Source organism: Lysinibacillus sp. OF-1 (genome assembly GCF_028356935.1).
Taxonomy (GTDB): Bacteria; Bacillota; Bacilli; order Bacillales_A; family Planococcaceae; genus Lysinibacillus; species Lysinibacillus fusiformis_D.
The window spans coordinates 1,377,068-1,397,719 of sequence record NZ_CP102798.1 but is presented as its reverse complement, the minus strand read 5'-3'; the positions used below and the strand labels follow the sequence as shown (position 1 = coordinate 1,397,719).

At 31.9% G+C, this 20,652-nt stretch carries 16 protein-coding genes; 7 read left to right on the top strand and 9 right to left on the bottom strand.

All coding sequences use genetic code 11. From position 1 onward, the window contains the following. Nucleotides 1-9: 9 nt before the first annotated feature. From NV349_RS06625 to NV349_RS06610, 4 genes are all read right to left on the bottom strand, one after another. The gene (locus tag NV349_RS06625) at nucleotides 10-804 is read right to left on the bottom strand and encodes a nicotianamine synthase family protein (protein WP_271912672.1); all 795 of its coding nucleotides are present in this window, start codon (nucleotides 802-804) and stop codon (nucleotides 10-12) included. Between the two features lie 577 nt (nucleotides 805-1,381). Then, nucleotides 1,382-3,094, bottom strand: coding sequence for a methyl-accepting chemotaxis protein (locus tag NV349_RS06620; protein ID WP_271912670.1), 1,713 nt, complete (start codon nucleotides 3,092-3,094; stop codon nucleotides 1,382-1,384). A 420-nt stretch (nucleotides 3,095-3,514) separates the two neighbouring features. After that, nucleotides 3,515-5,008 (bottom strand): helix-turn-helix domain-containing protein, encoded by a 1,494-nt coding sequence (locus tag NV349_RS06615; protein ID WP_036127189.1) that lies wholly within the window; start codon nucleotides 5,006-5,008, stop codon nucleotides 3,515-3,517. Nucleotides 5,009-5,446: 438 nt separating this feature from the next. After that, entirely contained in the window at nucleotides 5,447-6,136 is a 690-nt protein-coding gene (locus tag NV349_RS06610; RefSeq protein ID WP_271912668.1) for a response regulator transcription factor, read from the bottom strand. A 377-nt stretch (nucleotides 6,137-6,513) separates the two neighbouring features. On the opposite strand from NV349_RS06610, the gene NV349_RS06605 reads away from it, so the two are divergent. The 7 genes from NV349_RS06605 (at nucleotide 6,514) to NV349_RS06575 (ending at nucleotide 14,389) form a co-directional block, all read left to right on the top strand. Continuing rightward, nucleotides 6,514-7,578, top strand: a complete 1,065-nt coding sequence (locus NV349_RS06605) for a GerAB/ArcD/ProY family transporter (RefSeq protein ID WP_089932136.1) — start codon at nucleotides 6,514-6,516, stop codon at nucleotides 7,576-7,578. Further along, nucleotides 7,571-8,971, top strand: coding sequence for a spore germination protein (locus NV349_RS06600; RefSeq protein WP_089932134.1), 1,401 nt, complete (start codon nucleotides 7,571-7,573; stop codon nucleotides 8,969-8,971). Before NV349_RS06605 ends, NV349_RS06600 begins: the two co-directional genes overlap by 8 nt. Nucleotides 8,972-9,000: 29 nt before the next feature. Next, nucleotides 9,001-10,128 carry a Ger(x)C family spore germination protein gene (locus NV349_RS06595; RefSeq protein WP_089932132.1) on the top strand — a complete coding sequence of 376 codons (1,128 nt, stop codon included), beginning with the start codon at nucleotides 9,001-9,003 and terminating at the stop codon, nucleotides 10,126-10,128. Nucleotides 10,129-10,493: 365 nt separating this feature from the next. Further along, the gene (locus NV349_RS06590) at nucleotides 10,494-11,483 is read left to right on the top strand and encodes an ABC transporter substrate-binding protein (protein WP_369802717.1); all 990 of its coding nucleotides are present in this window, start codon (nucleotides 10,494-10,496) and stop codon (nucleotides 11,481-11,483) included. 87 nt (nucleotides 11,484-11,570) lie between these two features. Continuing rightward, nucleotides 11,571-12,575 (top strand): FecCD family ABC transporter permease, encoded by a 1,005-nt coding sequence (locus NV349_RS06585; protein ID WP_058843330.1) that lies wholly within the window; start codon nucleotides 11,571-11,573, stop codon nucleotides 12,573-12,575. Continuing rightward, nucleotides 12,572-13,585: a FecCD family ABC transporter permease gene (locus tag NV349_RS06580; RefSeq protein WP_058843329.1), complete on the top strand. Its 1,014-nt coding sequence runs from the start codon at nucleotides 12,572-12,574 to the stop codon at nucleotides 13,583-13,585. Before NV349_RS06585 ends, NV349_RS06580 begins: the two co-directional genes overlap by 4 nt. Before the next feature lie 15 nt (nucleotides 13,586-13,600). After that, nucleotides 13,601-14,389, top strand: coding sequence for an ABC transporter ATP-binding protein (locus tag NV349_RS06575; RefSeq protein ID WP_036124909.1), 789 nt, complete (start codon nucleotides 13,601-13,603; stop codon nucleotides 14,387-14,389). Between the two features lie 48 nt (nucleotides 14,390-14,437). Here NV349_RS06575 and NV349_RS06570 read toward each other — a convergent pair whose 3' ends face one another. The 5 genes from NV349_RS06570 to NV349_RS06550 form a co-directional block, all read right to left on the bottom strand. Continuing rightward, a complete protein-coding gene (locus tag NV349_RS06570; protein WP_036124911.1) occupies nucleotides 14,438-15,412 on the bottom strand; it encodes a tripartite tricarboxylate transporter substrate binding protein in 975 nt (324 codons plus the stop codon). Between the two features lie 35 nt (nucleotides 15,413-15,447). Beyond that, the gene (locus tag NV349_RS06565; protein ID WP_058843327.1) at nucleotides 15,448-16,122 is read right to left on the bottom strand and encodes a response regulator; all 675 of its coding nucleotides are present in this window, start codon (nucleotides 16,120-16,122) and stop codon (nucleotides 15,448-15,450) included. 13 nt (nucleotides 16,123-16,135) lie between these two features. After that, nucleotides 16,136-17,734: an ATP-binding protein gene (locus NV349_RS06560; RefSeq protein WP_036124914.1), complete on the bottom strand. Its 1,599-nt coding sequence runs from the start codon at nucleotides 17,732-17,734 to the stop codon at nucleotides 16,136-16,138. 504 nt (nucleotides 17,735-18,238) lie between these two features. After that, entirely contained in the window at nucleotides 18,239-19,969 is a 1,731-nt protein-coding gene (locus NV349_RS06555) for an FtsX-like permease family protein (protein WP_271912660.1), read from the bottom strand. Further along, entirely contained in the window at nucleotides 19,962-20,651 is a 690-nt protein-coding gene (locus tag NV349_RS06550) for an ABC transporter ATP-binding protein (RefSeq protein WP_058843325.1), read from the bottom strand. The genes NV349_RS06555 and NV349_RS06550 overlap by 8 nt, the downstream gene beginning before the upstream one ends. Nucleotide 20,652: the final 1 nt, after the last annotated feature.

The following is a 20,652-nucleotide window of genomic DNA, read 5'->3' as shown; positions in this document are numbered from 1 at the left end:
CTATTAAAATCATTGTACCTTTTGATATAAAACAACATCAAAGACATGTTGAGGGTGGATAATTTCTTCTATTGTATGCCATTTATTTTTGTTTACCTTCTGCATTGGATAATTAAAAAGAGACTTTAACCCATTTCCATAACGCATAGCAATCAGCACATCTTTATTTGTTACATCATATAATTGGTCTAATATGTCATATTTCCTGCTTACAGTTGAACTAAATATAATATGACTAATCTGTTCCATAACTGCGAGCTCTTCTACTGTCTTCTTGTCAATTTGAATGGATAAATGACTTCCTAATTTATTTACTACATGTTTCCCCAACTGAATCGCCTCATCATCAATATCAATTCCAAAAACGTCTGCTCCTGTTTGTTCCGCAACCATTAATAATGTTATAGGAAAAGACCCAGATCCTATTAAAAGCACCTTAGATTGACTAGTAACTTGAAAACCTCCGAATTCCTTGCCAATACAGTCTCCTATATTACGAAAGTAATCCGTCATCTCCTTTTCTTCATGACTTAATAATAAAGCCCAGTATTTTTCCATGATTTGGACACAAACAGAAGAGTTCTTTCGTAGATTTTGAACTAATGATACTATTTCAATTGACCGCCCTAAATTATTCCATTGTGTTTCATTGTCATGATTTATAATAAAAGAAGAATACTCATCAATTAACGCACACAACTCTAAATAATCAACTAGTAGATGATCCTTGTTTTGATAAATAAATAACTTAAATTTATTATCAAAGTAATGTAATTTCTTTAAAAACAACTCTATATCCTTCACTTGCCCCACTCCTATATTTGAGGATTAAAGTTCAATATATGCATACACTTTTAATACTATTTCAACACTTCCTTGGTTATGTAAATAATTTAACGTCCTCAATAATTAGTAAAAAATTGAGGGATTCATTGTATCCCCCAAATATAGAAAGCCGCGAAGTTGTAAATAGTAATAGCAATGGAAGGTTTACCCCATCTTAAATCCTTGTAGCAACTAATGGATTGATAGTCGATCAAATGCAAAATCATAACCGTATATATTAGAAGACACTTGTGCTAAAGCTGTTATATTTTTTGTAAGAGGTACGCTTGCATCTTCATATGCATATAAAATCTTAAACATATGGATTTATATCATTGATGAGGAATCTGTCTAATTCTTATGATTCCACATAAAAAAGACCAGAAACTCACTTGTTATATGAGTTCCTGGTCGAGCGTTAAATAGTTAAATGTAAATACATTTCGTGTGAAATACTATAGTAACATTTAATACTAATTTATTGGCTTATAGTTCATAATGTCTGTTTATCAAACCATTTTATCTTTGCCTAAGAATTTCAAATAAATCATACACGTCATACTTTGAACATATTTGTTTTATTTTGTAATTCTTCTGCCATTTTAGAAAGTGTAAAAGTAGATGCTGTAATTTCTTCCATTGAGGCTAGCTGTTCCTCTGTAGCTGCAGAAATATTTTGTGTTCCTTCTGCAGAACTTTGGGCGATTCCATTGATTTGCTTCATCGAATCAGTCATATTATTCATTTCTATAGCCATATGTTCTACCGAAGTAGAAATCCCCTGAACTTGAACAGATACTTGTTTGGTAGCATGTTGAATTTTTTTGAAGGCTTCTCCTGCGGTGTTTACACTATTCATACCTATAACCACTTCATTTGTTGTGAACTGCATTGATTCTACTGCTCTATTCGTTTCCGTTTGAATTCCATCAATTAACACAGAAATTCTCTGTGCGGATAAAGAGGATTCTTCAGCTAATTTTCGAACTTCTTCTGAAACAACAGCAAAACCTTTACCATTTTCCCCTGCTCTTGCCGCTTCAATCGCTGCATTTAATGCTAGTAAGTTAGTCTGTTCAGCAATACTTGTAATAACTTCTACGATTTGTCCAATCTCTGAAGAGCGATCACCTAAACCAAAGATCACATTATTTAGATTATCGATAGAAGTTTGGATTTTGTCCATTTGTTGAACAGCGTTTTTAATGATTTCATTCCCATCCACTGATATTTGTTCTGCGTGGATAGCTGCCTCTGATACGCTAGTTGAATTACTTTCAATTGTTTGGACATCTTGTACCATTTGTGTAACAATATCTTCTGTTTCTATTATCGTTCTAACTTGATGCTCTGATCCGCTTGCAATATCTAACGTAACAGTCGCAATATGCTCGCTAGCTGAATTTGTTTGTTCTGTACTTGCTGTGAGTTCAGTAGAAAATGCTACCATATGTTCAGACGATTGCTTTACCTGACCAATTAAATCTCGTAATTGAGCAATCATACGATTAAGTGAGGTAGATAATATCCCAAATTCATCCTTAGAATTATAATCTACACTAAAATTTAATTCTCCCGCTTCTGCTCGTTGAACAGCAGTTTTTATTTTTTCTATTGGAGCAGTTATATATTTTCGAACACCAATAAACCCAATTACAACATACAGTATGCTTAATACCACTGAAACGATCATTGTATTTCTGGTATTTTTATCTACTTGGTCTACACTATCTTTATATAAAGAGCTTGCATAATCTCTATTCAGTTCTGTTAACTTTAAACCTTTTGATAAAATGCTATTATACTCAGGCTCACCTATAGAATAATAGAGGTTTAACGCTTCCTCATTCTTATTAGCAAGACTCAGTTGGAATACTTGCTCCATAGTCTCTTTAAAAATTGGATATTGTTCCACCAGTTCACTTATAATTTCTGCTTCATCTGACTTCAAGTTGGTGTCATTAAGTAATTGAAGATTCATTTCATTATCTTCAAAAGCTTTGTTCACCTCATTATTGATTAATTCAATCGTTTTTTCATCAGTATAAAGGAAGGATCTATACATATCTGTTAAAATAATACGATTATTTAGCCTGTAATCAGTCAATATAATCCCTGGTTCTAAGCGGTCCTTAAATATATCCTCTATATTATTTTTTAAAGATTTCATCGTGTTATACCCAACCACTTGAATAATACCAACTGTAGATATGGATATTAACATTAAGATTAATAATTTTTTCATTGTGGAAAGATTGCGTAACATCATAATTATCCCCTCTGATTTGAAAATGTAGTAAACGAAAATTTGTTTGTTTTACTGGTTATTCATTTAATAACAATAGGTAATAAGTTTGTCTTACTTTATCATTGGTTCGTGTCTCTATTATCCAAACTATTTTATATAGCACGGTAGCATTCTAACCTCTGATGTATAGTCTGCTCTGTCTAACTTTTTATCATCTATGAGTCTAGTATCCTTTCCTTCAGTAATTTTCAAGAAAACATCAAACCCAACAAAAGTATGTATTTTAAAATCAATGATAATAGATTTATATCAATAATATTTTTCATCATGTATAACTTAGTTTTATATTCTCCTTCTATCATTTTTAAATTCAATATTCAAAATAATCCAATAATTTTTATCCCAGTATCCTTTTCTCAAGATCAATTAAATTCCCCCACTCTATACTTGACTTAATAATGTTTTTAAAAGTAGTTGGTCTGGCTGTTGTTCTTTAGTAAAATAAATTTTTTGAAGTCTTTTACCTAGTCTGAAAAAATCCTCCCTTTCAGGTATAGAATTCCACACAAAAATATCTTCTTTATCTTTAGCAATATTTAAGTATAGGCGATCAGTGATTATCAATTCGGCTTCTTCATCTTTTGTGCAATAATCAACATGCGAAAAAACGCGTTTGACCTTATCAAATAAATAAGGAACATCATTTATCACAGAGTATATTTTTACCTTTATTGTGCTTCTTTTAAGTACGTCGATTGATTGTTTTAGTAATCGATGATATCTACCAATTAAAAGCTCCCTACGTTCAAAAATCTTATAAAATGCTTCATTCTCTAAGAGATAATCATAAAATTGATTCATAATTTCAATTTGTATAGTGGCATGACTATCAAATCTCTTTTTATAAAGATCCTCTTTAAATAGAAATGCAGGACCAGAAAAATTCACCGTATAATAATGAAGGTTAAGTAAGTTTACAAACAATACGCCATATTCCTCTATATCTAAAGTAATAGAAAAAAACTCCCTGAATTTCTCCATCCAATACAAAGTAGCTTGCACAAATAATTCTTGATTATGGTATTGAGCAAAATTCATCATTAAACTTATTGTACTTTCATTTTTCTCATAACGATGTTGAGATTCTAGAAATGAAAATGAAAACTTTATCTCTTTTTCTATTGCTTCATCATTAAGGGCTGTGAATTTTTTAAATAAAGAACTAAATGTTTGTGAAAACTTTTCATATTGATAATGATGTTCTGTGTATCTTGTATATGCTGCGTCTTCTTCTATGACAAAACCCATTTTAGCTCGTATTAAGCAAATCGCCAGCAAATATAAAACAGATATTGGAAGTTCTCGATTATACCCCTTAATTACTTCTAATATTTCTTCTCTAGATATTCCTGTGAAAGGCCAAATTTCTCCCCAACATGAATTCCAATAGAATAAATAATAGAAATAGCGAAATTGTTTTTCAGATCCTTCAAGTGTAATAAAATCTTGAGATGTATATTTTAATTGAAATTCTTTTAATAAAGGTTTAATCTTATTTATTTGGCGATATATAGAAGCTTGACTTGTAAAATTCTCTATAATAAACATATTAAAATCGACTAATTTATTGTAGAAAATATCATTAAAGATTTTATATGCTAAAGAATTTTGTAAGTAATATCTTTCTATTGCTTTAATTGAAAAATAATCTTTACAATCTAATTTAAATTGCTTATGTTTAATTTCTTTTAAAAAAGTAGCTTCATCAAATTTTTGTAAATCACCTGAGAGTTCTGTTACTATTTTTAAGATGGTTCTTTCAGATAAATCCATTTTTTTAGCCAACTCCTGACTAGAAAAGAAACGTTTTTCATTATGGATATGATCTAATAATTGCACCTTTTGTAAAGTGAAACGATCTAAAAAATTGTACATACTCTCACCTCTATTTCTTACTAATTTGTCTATCAATACGCCGAAAATACGCATATATAGAACTGGTAACTACATTATGGTTTATTGCACTTTTTTTAAAACCTATCGAGCAAAGAATCCCTATTAAATTCATTTGAAATAATCAAAAATACCTATGTTAGGTACCTCTTTATCTCTAATTAACAAATACCATAACATCTATTCACATGTCTTCAAAATCAACATTTGTTTCAAATGAAGCATAATTTGATAATTAGATATAAGAAAAAAGAAGTATTTGTAATATAAGAAATTTCGTTATGGCAATTAACGATTTTGGTGTCGAAAGCTTTATGTAGATACAAATCAGTTAAAAGAAAATGAGCTAGCTGCTTAAAAGGGAGTATTCCCCAATAAAACAAAATTATCCGAATATAAATAATATTCGGATTTCTTCCATTATAGTAATGTACGTTTTTTATTATAATTTACATATAAATTAGATATAGCTAAATTATAAGGAATCCACCTGTTTTTAACTGCTTTATCTATTGCTTGAATACGAGTCTTCACTGATAATTTATTATAAATTTTATTAATATTTATATTAATCGATTTTTCCGAGATATTGAGTGTTTGACTAATCTCTTGTATATTTTTACCTTCTGCAAGCATGAGCAAAATGACATATTCACGCTTTGTAAAAAGATGGGATATAATTTCCTTCGAATCAAAAAGTTTTAAATAACTTTTTATAAAAATGGTCATTGTCGAACTATTAAAGTAGTATTCACCTTTGGAAATTAAATCTATTGCCTTTCTTAATTCTTTTGATTTTATATTATATAAAACATAACCTGAGACGCCAGCTAACAAAGCCTCATGAATCTCGTCCTCTAAAATAATTGAAGTAAGAATAACAACATATGTATTAGGATATTCGGATCGAATCCGTTTTACATGTTTTAGGTTATTTTTACTTAGATCATTAATGACAATAATATCTGGCTTGTAATGTTTCATTAAATCATAAAGATTTTTTGATAAGTCAATGTCTGAATAAATATTGTAATCACTTTCCAGTATTTTCACTAAACCCATTTTCAAATAAAGATTGTTTTCTAAAATGATCATATTCTTCTTAAGCAAATTGAAAAAGTCCCCTTTTCATTTAAATCATAAAAATATTCATTAAATTTTATAGTCTATGTAATTTTTTTTATAATTTATAAAACCTTTTCTCAGTTTCGCACTGTTAAAAAAGGCTTTAATTTAGTTAAATCTTAGCAGTTATATAAAATAAATCAAAATCTACTTTTGATAGTTTTTTAACTTGCTTTGATAATTAGTAGCATCATTGTTAGATTAATTATTTATGCAATGCCTCATTTTAACTTCCATGAAGAGAGCGAAATTTTGAGTTAGAGCTATAACGGGGTTCATGTGTGTTAATAATAAAAAGAAGTCCATTTAGATTAGATGACAACAAACATGGGGAGTATTGTTAGGAGGGGGTTTAAGATAAAATGAACAAAGTTTTACAACCAATACATGTATATTGTTTGTTATTCTTATCAGTTAGTTTTTTAGCACATTTCGTTTTAATTCCCACAATTTTCACAGTGGTCGAACGTGAAGCATGGATAAGTGCATTAGCTAGTGTAATCCCAATATTCTTTTTTGCCTTGTTTATTTCTAGAATTACAACAAATAATACTTCATTTCTTGAATTAACATCTGTCCAGACTAGCAGATCACTCTATTTATTCATCATTACTTCATATATAGTTTATTTTATTTCATCCACTTTCGTCTCACTCAAATTTACAATTATTTGGGCAGATGAAAGTTTTAACTCTGATTATCCATATTTTATAACAGTTATTTTATTTATATTATTATGCTTTTATGGTTCCTTAAAAGGGATCAAAACCATAGCTATCCAGTCCATAATTATTTGTTCACTCTACATTTTTTTGTTTATACTCCTCAACTTAGGGAACTCAATGAACAATGAATATGAACTATTATTACCAGTATATACAAGTAATACTCCGTCCATTTTATGGGGAATATTATACATATGTATTGGTATTTTAGAAATGGGTTTTATTTTAATTGTTTTAAATGGTTATGTAAAAGAGAGAATGAAAAGAAAAGGAATACTCGTTTTTTCTATTGTATTTGTCATTTTGGTTTTTATTTCCATTGCGACTGCTATATCTGAATTCGGCATTTATATAACCCAGAAAATGCTCTTTCCTCTAAACGAGCAATGGAGGGTTTTATCATTTGGTAAGTACTTTACAAGATTGGATTCTTTATCTGTTCTCCAAATATTATCAGTGGCTTTTATTCGCATATGCTTATTTATGTATATTGTATCTTCCTTTTTTAAAAACCGAAAATTAATATTATTCATTTGTTATCTATGTTTAACAATAGGATTATTAATTCCTTGGTCTGTTTCTGATTTTTTGTCATTTATAAAAAGCACTTATCTCCTTTCTATTTTTGTATTTTTATTCTTATTTATGACTGTTTTCTACGTATTAGAAAAAAAGCAAAAGGGAGTTCATAATCTTGACTGAAAATAGGGATTTTTTTTATAAAGAATTAAGTCACCAATCAGATATAACGGTAAGTAGTAAATTCTATATGTTTAATAACGAAAAACATGAAGTTATATTTATCTATTGCCATAGTTTAATTGATAGTGTACTTTTTTTGAATTCATTATTACCAAATATTAGATTTTTGGCTGAACAAGGCCATTTACACGATGTCGAAATTATAAATCGCTATTTAGAAGTACAGGAGAGAAAAGAGTTCAGAACGAAGACAGATGAAATAAATAGCAAAATTTTCTCAGGTTTTTTATATTTTTTTCATGTTCCATCAAACAGCTTATATTCAACCAATTTAGCTAAACTACCTGAACGATCCATTGAAGAATCAAATATGGAAGTCTCATTAAGAGGACCCAGAGACGGGTTTATTGAAAATATAGATACCAATTTTTCTTTAATAAGAATGAGATTAAAAAGTAAAAATTTATCAAGTGACCAGTTTACAATTGGTGATATAAGTAAAACAAAAGTTTTATTGCTCTACATTGAGAACAATATTGATCAGACCACTTTAAAGAATGTACAAAACAAACTAAATAAAATAAAAGTAGATAATATTGCAAGTAGTTATCATATTGAAGAATTACTTTATGATAAGTTGACCCTCTTCCCTCTCCTTGATTATTCAGGAAGACCCGATTTTGTAGTAAGTTCTCTCAATAAGGGCCGTTTTGTCATATTGGTAGATGGAAGTCCAAGCTGTTTAATTGGACCCGCAAATTTACTACTTATTTTGAAAGCCCCGGAAGATGATCAAACTAATTTTTTATTTGTGAGTTTTTCACGAATTTTAAGGATTACCTCTTTATTAACAAGTATATTTTTACCTGGGTTTTGGATTGCATTAACTGTCCATCAACTTAACCAGTTACCCTTTCCCTTACTAGTTTCAATATCTGCATCTAAAATTGGACTACCCGTCTCTTCTTCGTTCGAAATTCTTATTATGCTCGTTTTTTTTGACCTCTTTCGAGAAGCGGGCATACGTTTACCTAAAGCTGTAGGTCAAACTGTTGCAGTTTTAGGAGGCTTAATAGTTGGTGATGCTGCCATAAGAGCAGGATTTACATCACCATCAACATTAGTAATTGGAGCACTTACTGTTATATCTAGCTATACATTAATTAATCAAAATATACTAGGAAATGTATTTTTAATAAGAGTTGCTACATTAGTAATTGCCTCCTTTTTTGGAATGTATGGCTTTGTTTTAAGCGTCTTATTTTTCTTAACATATATCTCATCATTAGAAAGTTTCGGGCATCCTTACCTTTCTACATTTTACAAAGTAAGTATACCCAATCTTATTAAAGGTTTTTTAAAAATGCCATTTAGAATTAAAATAAAAGACTGACTGCTTTTTCAGCAGAAGGGAGATTATAATTGGCCCATTACTATACTTGCATATTCAAAATAACATTCATTTTTCCTTTATTATTTATGCTAGGCGGTTGTTTAGGCACGAAGGAAATACAAAGTGAAGTTTATATTACCGCTCTTGGTATAGATTATTCTAATGATGTGTATCATTTATATTTTCAAGCTTTCGGATTTACGAATGTTGCGGGCTCAGATCCTGGCATTTCATCTGAGCCTGCTCCAATTGTTGTTGGACATGGAGAAGGTGAAACAATACAGGGAGCAATCGATGATATAGAAAAGAATTCGGTTAACCCTTTGTATTATGGACATATACAAACTTTCTTTATTTCCAAAAATATATTGGATGGACATTTAGATGAATTTTTTGATTTTTTTAGTAGGGATTACTATTTACGTTACAATACTTTAGCCTATGGATTTGAAGATGATGATATTAAAGAGATAATGAATGTACATGGTCTCTTTTATAAACCACCTATCTTAACATTTCCTTATGATCCAAATGAACAATTATTCTTTAATTCGTTCATCTCCACCAGTACTGTACAAGACATGATTAAAAGATATTATGAACCAGTTGGATCAATAATGGTTCCTTCCATACAGATTAGTGAAGATTATTGGATGGAGGATAATACATCTAAAGATATATTAAAAATAAGTGGTGCCTATTTTCTTTCACATCAAAAATTCAATGGCTGGATAAAGGAAGAAGAACTATCAGGGTTAGATTGGTTTAATAAGGATTTTAAAAACATGAAATTATCAATAAAGGATAAGTCTGTTTCGATGTTTATTGATAATATAGATTATCATATAGAAATTGTGGATAATTCGATTCCTAAATATATACTTAATTTAGAAATAAAAGCTTCTATCAGAGAAAATCCAAAAAATATTGGAAAAGAAACAATTGAAAATGATATTAAAAATATTATTTTATCACAGTTTCAAAGTACATTTAATAAAGGGCTGGAAATAAACACTGATGTCTTCAATTTCTCAGAAAAAGCTTATCGTTTCAAGCCCCAATCATGGACTGTAGATGAATTAAACTCCATTACTGAAAATTCAATTAAAAAATTTAATATAAATGTTTTCATAAAGGATGAAGGAGCTAAAAAATAAAAAGATCACCTTCACCCTGTTGAGGACATGATATTATCCCCTTTCATTAGAACGTAAAAAAACTACAATACGTTGAAACTTAAAGGGGATTTTTGTATGTCAAAAAAATCGTATCTATTCGTATGAATTTAAAGGAAGTATGTAGGTGGTGAAAATAAAATATCTGTTTATTCCCCTCACTTTCCCGATGTTATCGAAGCGAATATTCAACTTAGTCACCCGCTATGAACAAAATGTTCAAAATGAACTTTTTACTCCTATTAATTTTATGTCACATAACTTTCTTTATATTGACCCTCCGCATTGAACATTCTATTATAATCCCTGTTAATGATTATCATTTTCATTTATATTACCAGAGAGGAATGATTAGACTAATGCAAGGATTTACTAAGTTAGGGAAATTGAGTGGTATAACGCTATTGCTCCTATTAACAGTCATGATGGTTTTAACTGGATGCAATGCTACTCAAAAAAATACAGAAACAGAGAAAAAGGAACAAACTTCTACTGAAGCAAAAGAATCTAATAGTAGAACAATTAAACACGAGATGGGAGAAACTATTATTACTAACACTCCTCAAAAGATAGTTACTCTAGAGCTATCTTTTGTTGATTCTTTAAATACTTTAGGAATCAAGCCTATAGGAATTGCGGATGATAATAAAAAGGATATGATTGCCAAGCTTGTTGGTCGTGACATAGATTATACATCTGTAGGGACTCGTGAACAGCCTAACTTAGAGGTTATTAGCTCTTTACAGCCAGATTTAATCATTGCAGATGCTGAGCGACACAGTGCTATTTACAAAGACTTGCAGCAAATAGCTCCTACAATTGTCTTAAAAAGTCGTGAATCGACATACCAGGATAATTTGGACTCTTTTAAAACAATTGCAGAAACATTAGATCAAAAGGAAGCTGCTGAAAAGAGATTAAATGAACATAAACAAATTATAAACGAAATTAATTCAAAGCTAAGCCATGATTCGAATCTAACTGTTTTACCTGCGGTTGTACGAGATACATCATTTCAAGCACATACTACTTCTTCTTATGATGGAGAATTGCTTGAACAATTAGGTCTGAAGGTGGCCATTCAGAACGAACAACCTTATGTTGAAATGAGTCTGGAACAACTTGTAGAAATCAATCCAGATGTACTACTTTTAGCTAATAATGAAGGCAAACTGCTTACTGATGAATGGAAGGAAAATCCACTTTGGAAAGACTTAAAAGCAGTAAAAAATGAACAGATTTATAGTGTTGATAGAGATTTATGGACAAGATTCCGAGGCATTATTTCAGCAGAAGCAATTGCTAAAGACACATTAACAAAGCTGAATGAAAAATAAAATAAATAAAAGAGGAGTAAGTAAGCTATTCTACTTACTTCTCTTTCTAGTAAGTCTTATCTTTTGTAAGAAAGTGTGTTGTAGTTAATGGAATCTATAGTTAAAGGTAAAGTAAAAATATATAGTACAGCAATAACTGCAATCGTTTTATTAATTTTAGGAATTATCATTAGTGTCTCTGTAGGGGTAGCAGATGTCGATCTATTAATGGTTTTGAAGTCCTTCTTCGAAACCAATCCATCAAAAGATCAATTAATTATTCAGACCCTTCGATTGCCCCGAGCTATCATCGGAGCATTAGTTGGTGCTAATTTAGCCGTAGCAGGTGCTCTTATGCAGGCGATTACTCGAAATTCATTAGCTTCCCCACAAGTATTTGGTGTGAATGCAGGTGCTTCATTGTTTATTGTCACTGCTTTCGCCCTCTTTCCTTCTCTCTCTTCCCCATCGCTTGTTTTCTCTGCTTTTATCGGGGCAGCAATAGGAGGAATAACAGTCTATTCCTTTGCTTCCGGAGGGGGAATGACTCATGTAAAACTGGCGTTAGCCGGAATGGCCGTACATTTTCTTTTGTCCTCTTTAACTCAAGGAATCATTATTTTTAGTGAGCAGGCAAAGGATGTTCTGTATTGGCTAGTGGGGTCAATTAATGGAAAATCATGGACACATATTATGATCATTCTTCCATGGTCTATTTCTGGGCTATTCATTGCCTTATTACTTTCTCGATCTATTTCTATACTTGTCCTAGGAGAAAGCACTGCCCAAGGTCTCGGACAACAAGTAAATCGCATCCGTATTCTAGCTGGCATACTGGTCATTATTTTGGCTGGCTCTTCTGTAGCTGTCGCAGGTCCAATAGGCTTTGTAGGATTAATTGTTCCTCATATTGTTAGGAGAGTGCTAGGAGGAGATTATCAAAGAATCATTCCATTCTCTGCACTTTTTGGGGCTATACTTTTAGTTTACGCAGATATTCTCGCTCGATTTATCGCTTACCCTTTTGAATCGCCAGTTGGAATAGTTACAGCAATCATTGGGGCACCATTCTTCCTTTATTTAGCAAGGAAAGGAAGGCATATTAAACAATGAATAATAGACAACAGTTTAGGCAAAAACAATATTTTCATCCTAAGCTTATTCTCCCTGTGCTTTTAATCATCATCTTCATTTTATCAATAGTAAGTCTAGGTTTAGGAGCTATTTACATTACACCATCAGAAATCATTCACAATTTAATTGGGGAAGGAACACAAAGTCAAAGATTTATACTAAACAATTATCGTATTCCCCGTATTATAATCGCTATCATCGTAGGAGCTGGACTAGCAACAGCTGGAGCAATTTTGCAAGGAATTCTCCGTAATCCATTAGCCTCTCCAGATGTAATCGGCGTTACGAAAGGGGCTGGTTTAGCAGCCGTTATCATCATTGTTCTATTCCCAACGTCACCTATTATTTTTCTTCCCCTTTCAGCTTTTATTGGAGCAGCTATCATTGCTGCCATTCTAATGCTGTTTGTTTATAAAAAAGGTGCTCAGCCAAATACGTTGGCTTTAGTGGGAATAGCTTTAGGAGCAATATGTCAAGCAGGGATAGAATATTTAATGATTAAGTTTCCAGATGATGTAAGCATGACTCTTTTATGGTTGACTGGAAGTCTTTGGGCAAGAGGATGGGACCAAGTGTATCTTTTGCTGCCATGCCTCATTCTTATCCCAATACTATTTGGATTAACTGCTAAATTAGATATTTTGAGCCTTGGTGATGATATAGCTACAGGTCTTGGAGAACGCTCAAAATTTTTGCGATATATTTTACTAAGCGTTTCCGTTATTTTAATTGGCGTATGTGTTGCCACAGTAGGTTCTATCGGATTTATTGGTTTAATCGCTCCTCATATTGCCAGAAGAATTGTAGGATCTAAATTTAACGTTTTACTTCCTGCTTCTGCGCTCTTCGGTGCTATCCTTCTCTTAGTCGCTGATAGCCTAGGTAGAGGTCTATTTCCTCCAATAGAAATACCTGCTGGTATCATTACAGCAGTGATTGGTGCACCATATTTTTTATATTTATTACGTGCTGAACGAAAAAAAGCATAAGAAAGGTGAACATTTATGACAACATTATCAGCCGAGCATCTTTCACTGTCCTATGGATCAACTCAAATCCTTGATGATATAAATTTAGTCATTCCTGAAGGTAAGATTAGTGTTATTATTGGGTCGAATGGTTGCGGCAAATCAACTATTTTGCGCTCCTTAGCTAGATTATTAACACCTCAAGAAGGAATAGTCTATTTAGATGGAAAAGCCATTCATCAGCAATCTTCTAAAGAAATTGCAAAGAAATTGGCTATTTTACCTCAAGGTCCAGAAGCTCCGGAAGATATAACTGTTAAAGATCTTTGTTATTATGGTAGACATCCACATAAAGGTTTATTGTCTAGACAAACGCTGGAAGATGATGCGATTGTAAACCGTGCGTTAATGGCCACCAAAATGACCGATTTTGTAGATCGTACATTGGATGAGCTATCTGGAGGGCAAAGGCAAAGGGCTTGGATTTCAATGGCTTTAGCACAAGACACAGATCTTTTATTATTAGATGAACCAACAACCTATTTAGATTTGGCTCATCAAATTGAAATACTAGAATTGTTACGCAATTTAAACGTAACTCATGGTCGAACAATTGTTATGGTTTTACATGATTTAAATCAGGCAGCACAATATGCTGACCACCTTATTAGCATTGTTAAAGGAAAAATTTTTCAAGAGGGGCCGCCTGAAAAAGTATTTACCAAAAGCATGATTAGAGAAGCATTTGGACTTGATTGCTGTATTATTGAAAATCCTGTTGATCAAACACCACTGTGTATTCCTATCGGCTTATCATTAAGCTAGTACTAAGTACAAGGGACCGCTACTTTTAAGATGTAGCGGCCCCTTTATTTACGAATCCATATGAATACCCATTAATTGTTCATACATCCTACTTTGATTTTCTAGAAAAATAATCGTTTCTCTTCTATTTTTATAAAAATCATTCCACATATACATTTGAAGCGTTTTCTTCCATTTCTCAGTCTTCACCATTTTTTCGATTGTTGCATCCCAAAATTCAATTTCAGCATTTGACATGTTCGGAGGCCCCATCACTCCACGCCAATGTTCAAAAACTAAATCAATTCCTTGCTCAGCCCATGTCGGAACCTCTGGTAACTCCTTTAATCTTTTTTCAGAAGAAATCACTAGTAATTTTATTTGATTTGATTCAGCATATTTTTTCGCCTCTGATAAAGACATCGTGGCAACATCGATTTGTTTTTTTAATAATGCCTCCACCACTTGTTCACTATTTTCATAAACATAAAAGTCGAGCTGTTCCGTTTTCAGCCCAACCTGTTGACTAGCTAATACAAAGGAAAGTTGATCATCATTTCCAAGCCTTGGGGAAACACCGATTTTATAAGCATGCGGATCTTTCTTGAGATCGTCCATTAACTGTTTAGCACTGGATATTTTCGAACCTTTTGAAACAATGGTAACTTCCCATTCAGTCGCTAAGGTGGCAATTGGTGTAAAGTCTTTATACGTTAATTTACTTTGACCCAATAAATAATTAGTGATAAGTAGACTTGAATTAATGGCTATTACTGAATCTGTTTGATCCTTTGTATATTTCCAGCCTAATTCCCCGCCAACACCGACTTTATTAATAACAGAAATATTCTGATTCATCAAATTTTCACTTATCAATATATCTTGCATAGCCCTAGCTGTTACATCCCATCCCCCACCAATTGAGCTAGGTGCAATAATCGTTACCTCTTTTGTGATTGGTTCCTCGATTTTAAATTCATTTGTAGAGCAAGTAAAGAGAATTATCATGAACAGTAGGAATAACATGAGTTGTTTCTTCTTCATTCGTTAGACCTTTATCATAAATTTACAGTGTTTTGTCATATTAGGTAATACTTCCTTTCAGGTCTTCCGACAATTCCATAATCATGTTTAGCTGTACAGACGTTGATTGAAACCAAATACTCTAGGTATCTTCTTGCCGTTGTTCTAGATGCCCCCATCTTTTCCCCCATTTCCTCAATTGAAACGCCACCTTTAAGCTCAAACATTATTTCTTTGACTTTTTGCAAGGTTAAACGATCCACCCCTGAAGGAAGGTCCTTTTGATTCATCACAGTTTGGACAGAAGTGCCAAAGAAACTATCAATAATTGACTGATCGATTTCATCCCTACTATTAAAGAGCTCTTTTTTCCTTTTATATTCCTCGATGATTTCAATAAACTTTTCCATTGTTACCGGCTTTAAAAGATAGTGGAAAACGCCAAAACGCATAGCCTTTTCTAGCATAGCTTTTTCAGTTGCTGCCGTAACCATAATAATATCTACATTTGGATAGTCTCCCCTTATTTTCTGAAGTAAATCAGTTCCAAGCTCATCGGGCATATAAATATCTAATAGAAGTAAATCAACTTCTTCTTGCTCAAGCAGGTTCAATGTTTCTTTAGCATTTAACGCCTTCCCAACCAAGCTTACATCAGATACTCTCTTCAAAAATCCCTCTTGTATTTGTGCAATTCGAAAGTCATCCTCTGCAATCACAACTTTTATCACTTTACTTCTCTCCTCATATGAAAGCCCTTTTTGGCAGGTATACTGTAAAAATGGCTCCTCCACTCTTATCATTATGCACTTCAATTGTGCCCCTTAATGACTCCACAATTCGTTTAACATTGAATAAGCCATACCCCCTATTCTCCCCTTTAGAAGAATAGCCCAAAGTGAATATGGTATCTATTTGTTCCTCAGACAGCCCTTTTCCGTTGTCTGTTACTTCTATTATGATGTCATTACCAAAGCCAGTAATTGAAAACAATACCTTCTTACTTTGTTGATTAGCGACCGCATCAAAGGCATTATCAATGAGATTTCCGATAATTGTAATAATATCTGTTACCTCAATATTGCTTGGCAAAGGATCGACATGACTATCAGGATCAATTTCTAATGTTATTTTCTTTTCAGAAGCTTTCCCTAGTTTCCCTAACAAAATTGCTTGCACATTAGCATCATGAATTTGATTAAATAATATTTGATTTCTATGTTGATAGGTGATTGACTCCTTTTGAATAAAATCAAAAGCATCCTTATATCGTTCTAATTGGAGCAAACCAGATATTAAATATAATTTATTGGTGTATTCGTGGGTTTGCGCTCGTAAGCCTTCTGAATAAGCCCTAACCTCTGATATAGTATTGATTAAATTCTTTAATTCAGTCTTATCACGGAAACTAGATACAGCCCCCATAATTTGATTGTTTTTTATAATAGGAATAACGTTAAAGATAAAAACGATATCATTCAAGAGAATCTCAACATTGTGCATCATTTTTCCTGTTTGCAAAACCTCTTCAATTTTTGAATTCTTTAGAACGTCATTGATATGCTGACCAATTAATCTTTCTTCATTAAGATTCATCATTTTCTTAGCCGAATGATTGATTAATGTTAACAATCCATTTTGATCAATCGCAAGAATTCCTTCTTTAATAGACAAAAGAATTGCGCTTCTTTCTAGGTATAGCGATGAAATCTCGTGTGGTTCTAAACCTAAGGTATCCTTTCTAATACTTTTTGTTAGAAAAATACCACCTATGATACCGAGCATTAGTATCACAATAGAGGCAATGACAATGGTCTTAATTCTACTAATAATATTTCGATAAATGTCTGTTTCCAAAAACTCTACCGAAACGACTCCAATTATGCGCTGGAAATCACCATAGTCGGCCATTATTGGCACTTTCCCAATAATAACGGAGCCACTGCTTCGCTCAACTTCAAAAATATTTGAGCCTCCAAATAGCAGTGCTAGATCATTGGTATCATCTAAACCACTTTCCTCAATATCATTTTCTACATGAGAATAAATGATCTTATCACGATTTTCAATGATAATATTTGCTGCGTTTACCTGATCTATCACTTGCTCAGCGATAGGACGAAATTGAGTTTCTAAGTCCTCTTGTTCAATTGCATCTCTTAATTCAGGCATAAGTGAAATCGATTTTGCCGCTTGTAATGCTAATTGTTCTACTTGATTTCTAGTATCTACTGCTTGTAAATAAGCAAAGACACTTGCAAGCAGCGTAATAATGAGAAGTATAAGGGAACTAATTAACCCTAGTATTTTCGTTTTTAATGTAATCCTTTTATTTTTAAACATCGTATTTAACCCTTCTAAATTAGAGAGACAGAATTATATTGAATGAAGAAAATAGTAGATAACTCACGTAATGAAATTTAGCTTATGAGTATCCCATCTTATTGTACTTTACAACCACTATTTTATACATCTTTTCAAGCACCCCTTAGGATATGGTGAATGCTCACATTTAAACAAAGATGATACAGTTAGTTCGCTCATTTCTGTCATCCATTCTTTCGAAATCGCTTACTGTATAAGCATTAAATAATCCCCACCGTTCATAATCAAATGGTGATTGAATTCTCTTTAGATTTCTACCAGTAGAAGAAGTTATTCATATAGTAATATGATTTACCCTGTTCATAAAATTAATGTTGTATTCCTTAGTTTCCCTCGTACGAAAGATAAAACAAACAGCATCTTCAACTACCATGCACTGTTCCTTGAGGTGCATTTCTTTACATTCAAAACATCTTCGTTTGCTATCTCCTTAATAGTCACATCATTTTACTTATGTTGGTGTTAAAGGATGTATTTTTTAGTCTGTTCTGCATTTTGAATTTTTTCAATTTTATTATTAAATCTACAGTGGATAAGATGATAAAGTAGATTTAGCAACAACCATATACCGCCAATTATAAACAAATTCGTTTGAAACGGTATATAATCACCCGTTTTTATCGAGAGGCTTTTTTGTATGAACTGACAAACTATAACACTTAATGAAACCATAATGATAAATGCCACATTTAAAAGAGGTTTATAAATACTGATTAACATTTTGTTAATGGACTTTGCAGAATACCCTAACATATTTAAAATAAGAATATTTCTTGTGCAATCTTGAAAATTTAGCAGTATGACAAGATAAAGAAGCAAACAGCCAATCATACATCCTAATAGTTGATTTATCACTGCACTTATTTTATTTGAAACATTATTTTTTTGTAAATAAGCTAAACGTTCCTTTTCTGTTATTATTGATTTATTCTCATACTGTTTAGGAACAGTGTTTGAAAGTATTCCGTTATAGCTTGACTCTTTTATGGATAACATACTTGCTAATTGCGGTTCTGAAAGATAAATAGTCTTATTCTCTGCATTTCCCACAATAGCAGCAACTTTTAGTTTATAGATTTTATGTTTAATATTTACTTCAATATAATCATTTTGTCGTATTCCATAGAGTTCAGATAAAGCTTCATTTATATACACCTCTTTTTCTTTAGGTAAGAAAAGCGCCTTGTGATCTAATGTATAAAATTGAAACAAATTTGGTTTTTTATGAAATCCTATTGCTTGTTGATTAATTTCATTTCCTTTCCATGAAATCTTCACATTACTTCTTAAATAGAAAGTACTATCTTCTTCTAGTGGATGATACGGCTGATAATTTTCAAACTGAATATCATATTTATAGGACCTACCAAGTGTCTGGGTTTCATAAATATATTGACTGCTGAAATGAAGTGACATGCTCATAATCCATAAAACTGTAAAACAGCCTACTGACAGGAATAGTAAAGACACTGCTAATGGCTTACGTAAAGCTATGCGAAATGAGCGCCGATATTTGATTGGAACTGCATTGGATAGTTTATTGCTAATGAAAACTATCCATTTATTTTGGTGTTCTTCAGGGAAATTACATAATAATGAGGAAATATCAAATTTTAAAAACTTATAGTATGGCACTATTGCCATGATTCCCGATAATACAACAATAAATAGGAAACCTATTGCTAAATTTGAAGGGAAAATTCCCTTTTGAAGTGATTCAATATCAAAAGATGAACGATATAATTGTAATAATACATCTGAGCAAATCCATCCCAATATAAAGCCTACTATAAAGGCAATAAAAGAAAGACTACTATTAATGAAAAACATAACTGCGATTATTTGTTTATTTGAACATCCGAAAGCCTTATAGCAACCAATTTCTTTCAGATGATTACGGTAATATTTTAAAAAAAACATATAAAATGCAAAGGCTGCAATTACAGAAAAAATGATTAAAAAAGTAGCTGCTAAAATTTGATTAGAATGCAATGCAATCAATAGCTCTTTTTGCGAGCTATTAATTAATATCCCATTTGCTTTATTGTAAGCCAAATGTTTTAGATTCCCATCTATAGATACTTGAACAAAAAAGTACATAAATGAGCCTAAACAGCTCAGAAAAAATAACACAGACATAGTCGCTTTTTCACATAGTAAACTCTTGAAAATTTGTTTAAACACACTACTCATTATAGAATCTCCGTGGAGAAGTATTTAAATAATCGTCCTCAATAAGACCGTCCTTCATGACAATAATACGGTCTGCAACTGTGGAAATTTTGAGGTTATGTGTAGAAAAAATAATGAGTGTACCATAGGTTTTATTTAATTCCTTTAAATAGTCCACAACTTGTTTGCTGTTATGCTCATCCAATGCTCCTGTTGCTTCATCACAAAACAAAATTTCAGGATTTTTAATCATTGCACGTGCGATAGAAACTCGTTGTTGCTGACCACCAGATAATTCATTGGGAAATCGATCTGCTAATGTTTCGATCCCTAGCCTTGCTATAAGTTCACGGAATTCTAAATCTTGAGCATTCCCTGTTTTCCCTAATTCAATATTCTCCCGTACCGTTAATTCCGACAATAGTAAATAGTCTTGGAAAATATTACTGAAATTATAGCGTCTGAATTGAATCATCTCTTTTTGTTCCGCATGAGAAATATCTAAATCTTTATAATAAACATTTCCTCTTGTTGGCTTCATTAGTCCTGACATGATATTGATGAGTGTTGATTTCCCACAACCACTTTGTCCGAGTATCACATTAAACGTATGGGCAAAAAATGAAAGGTTAATTTCTTGTAAAACTGTATCAAAATCATTAAATTTTTTGCTTATATTTTGTAATTTTAAAACAGCTTCCATT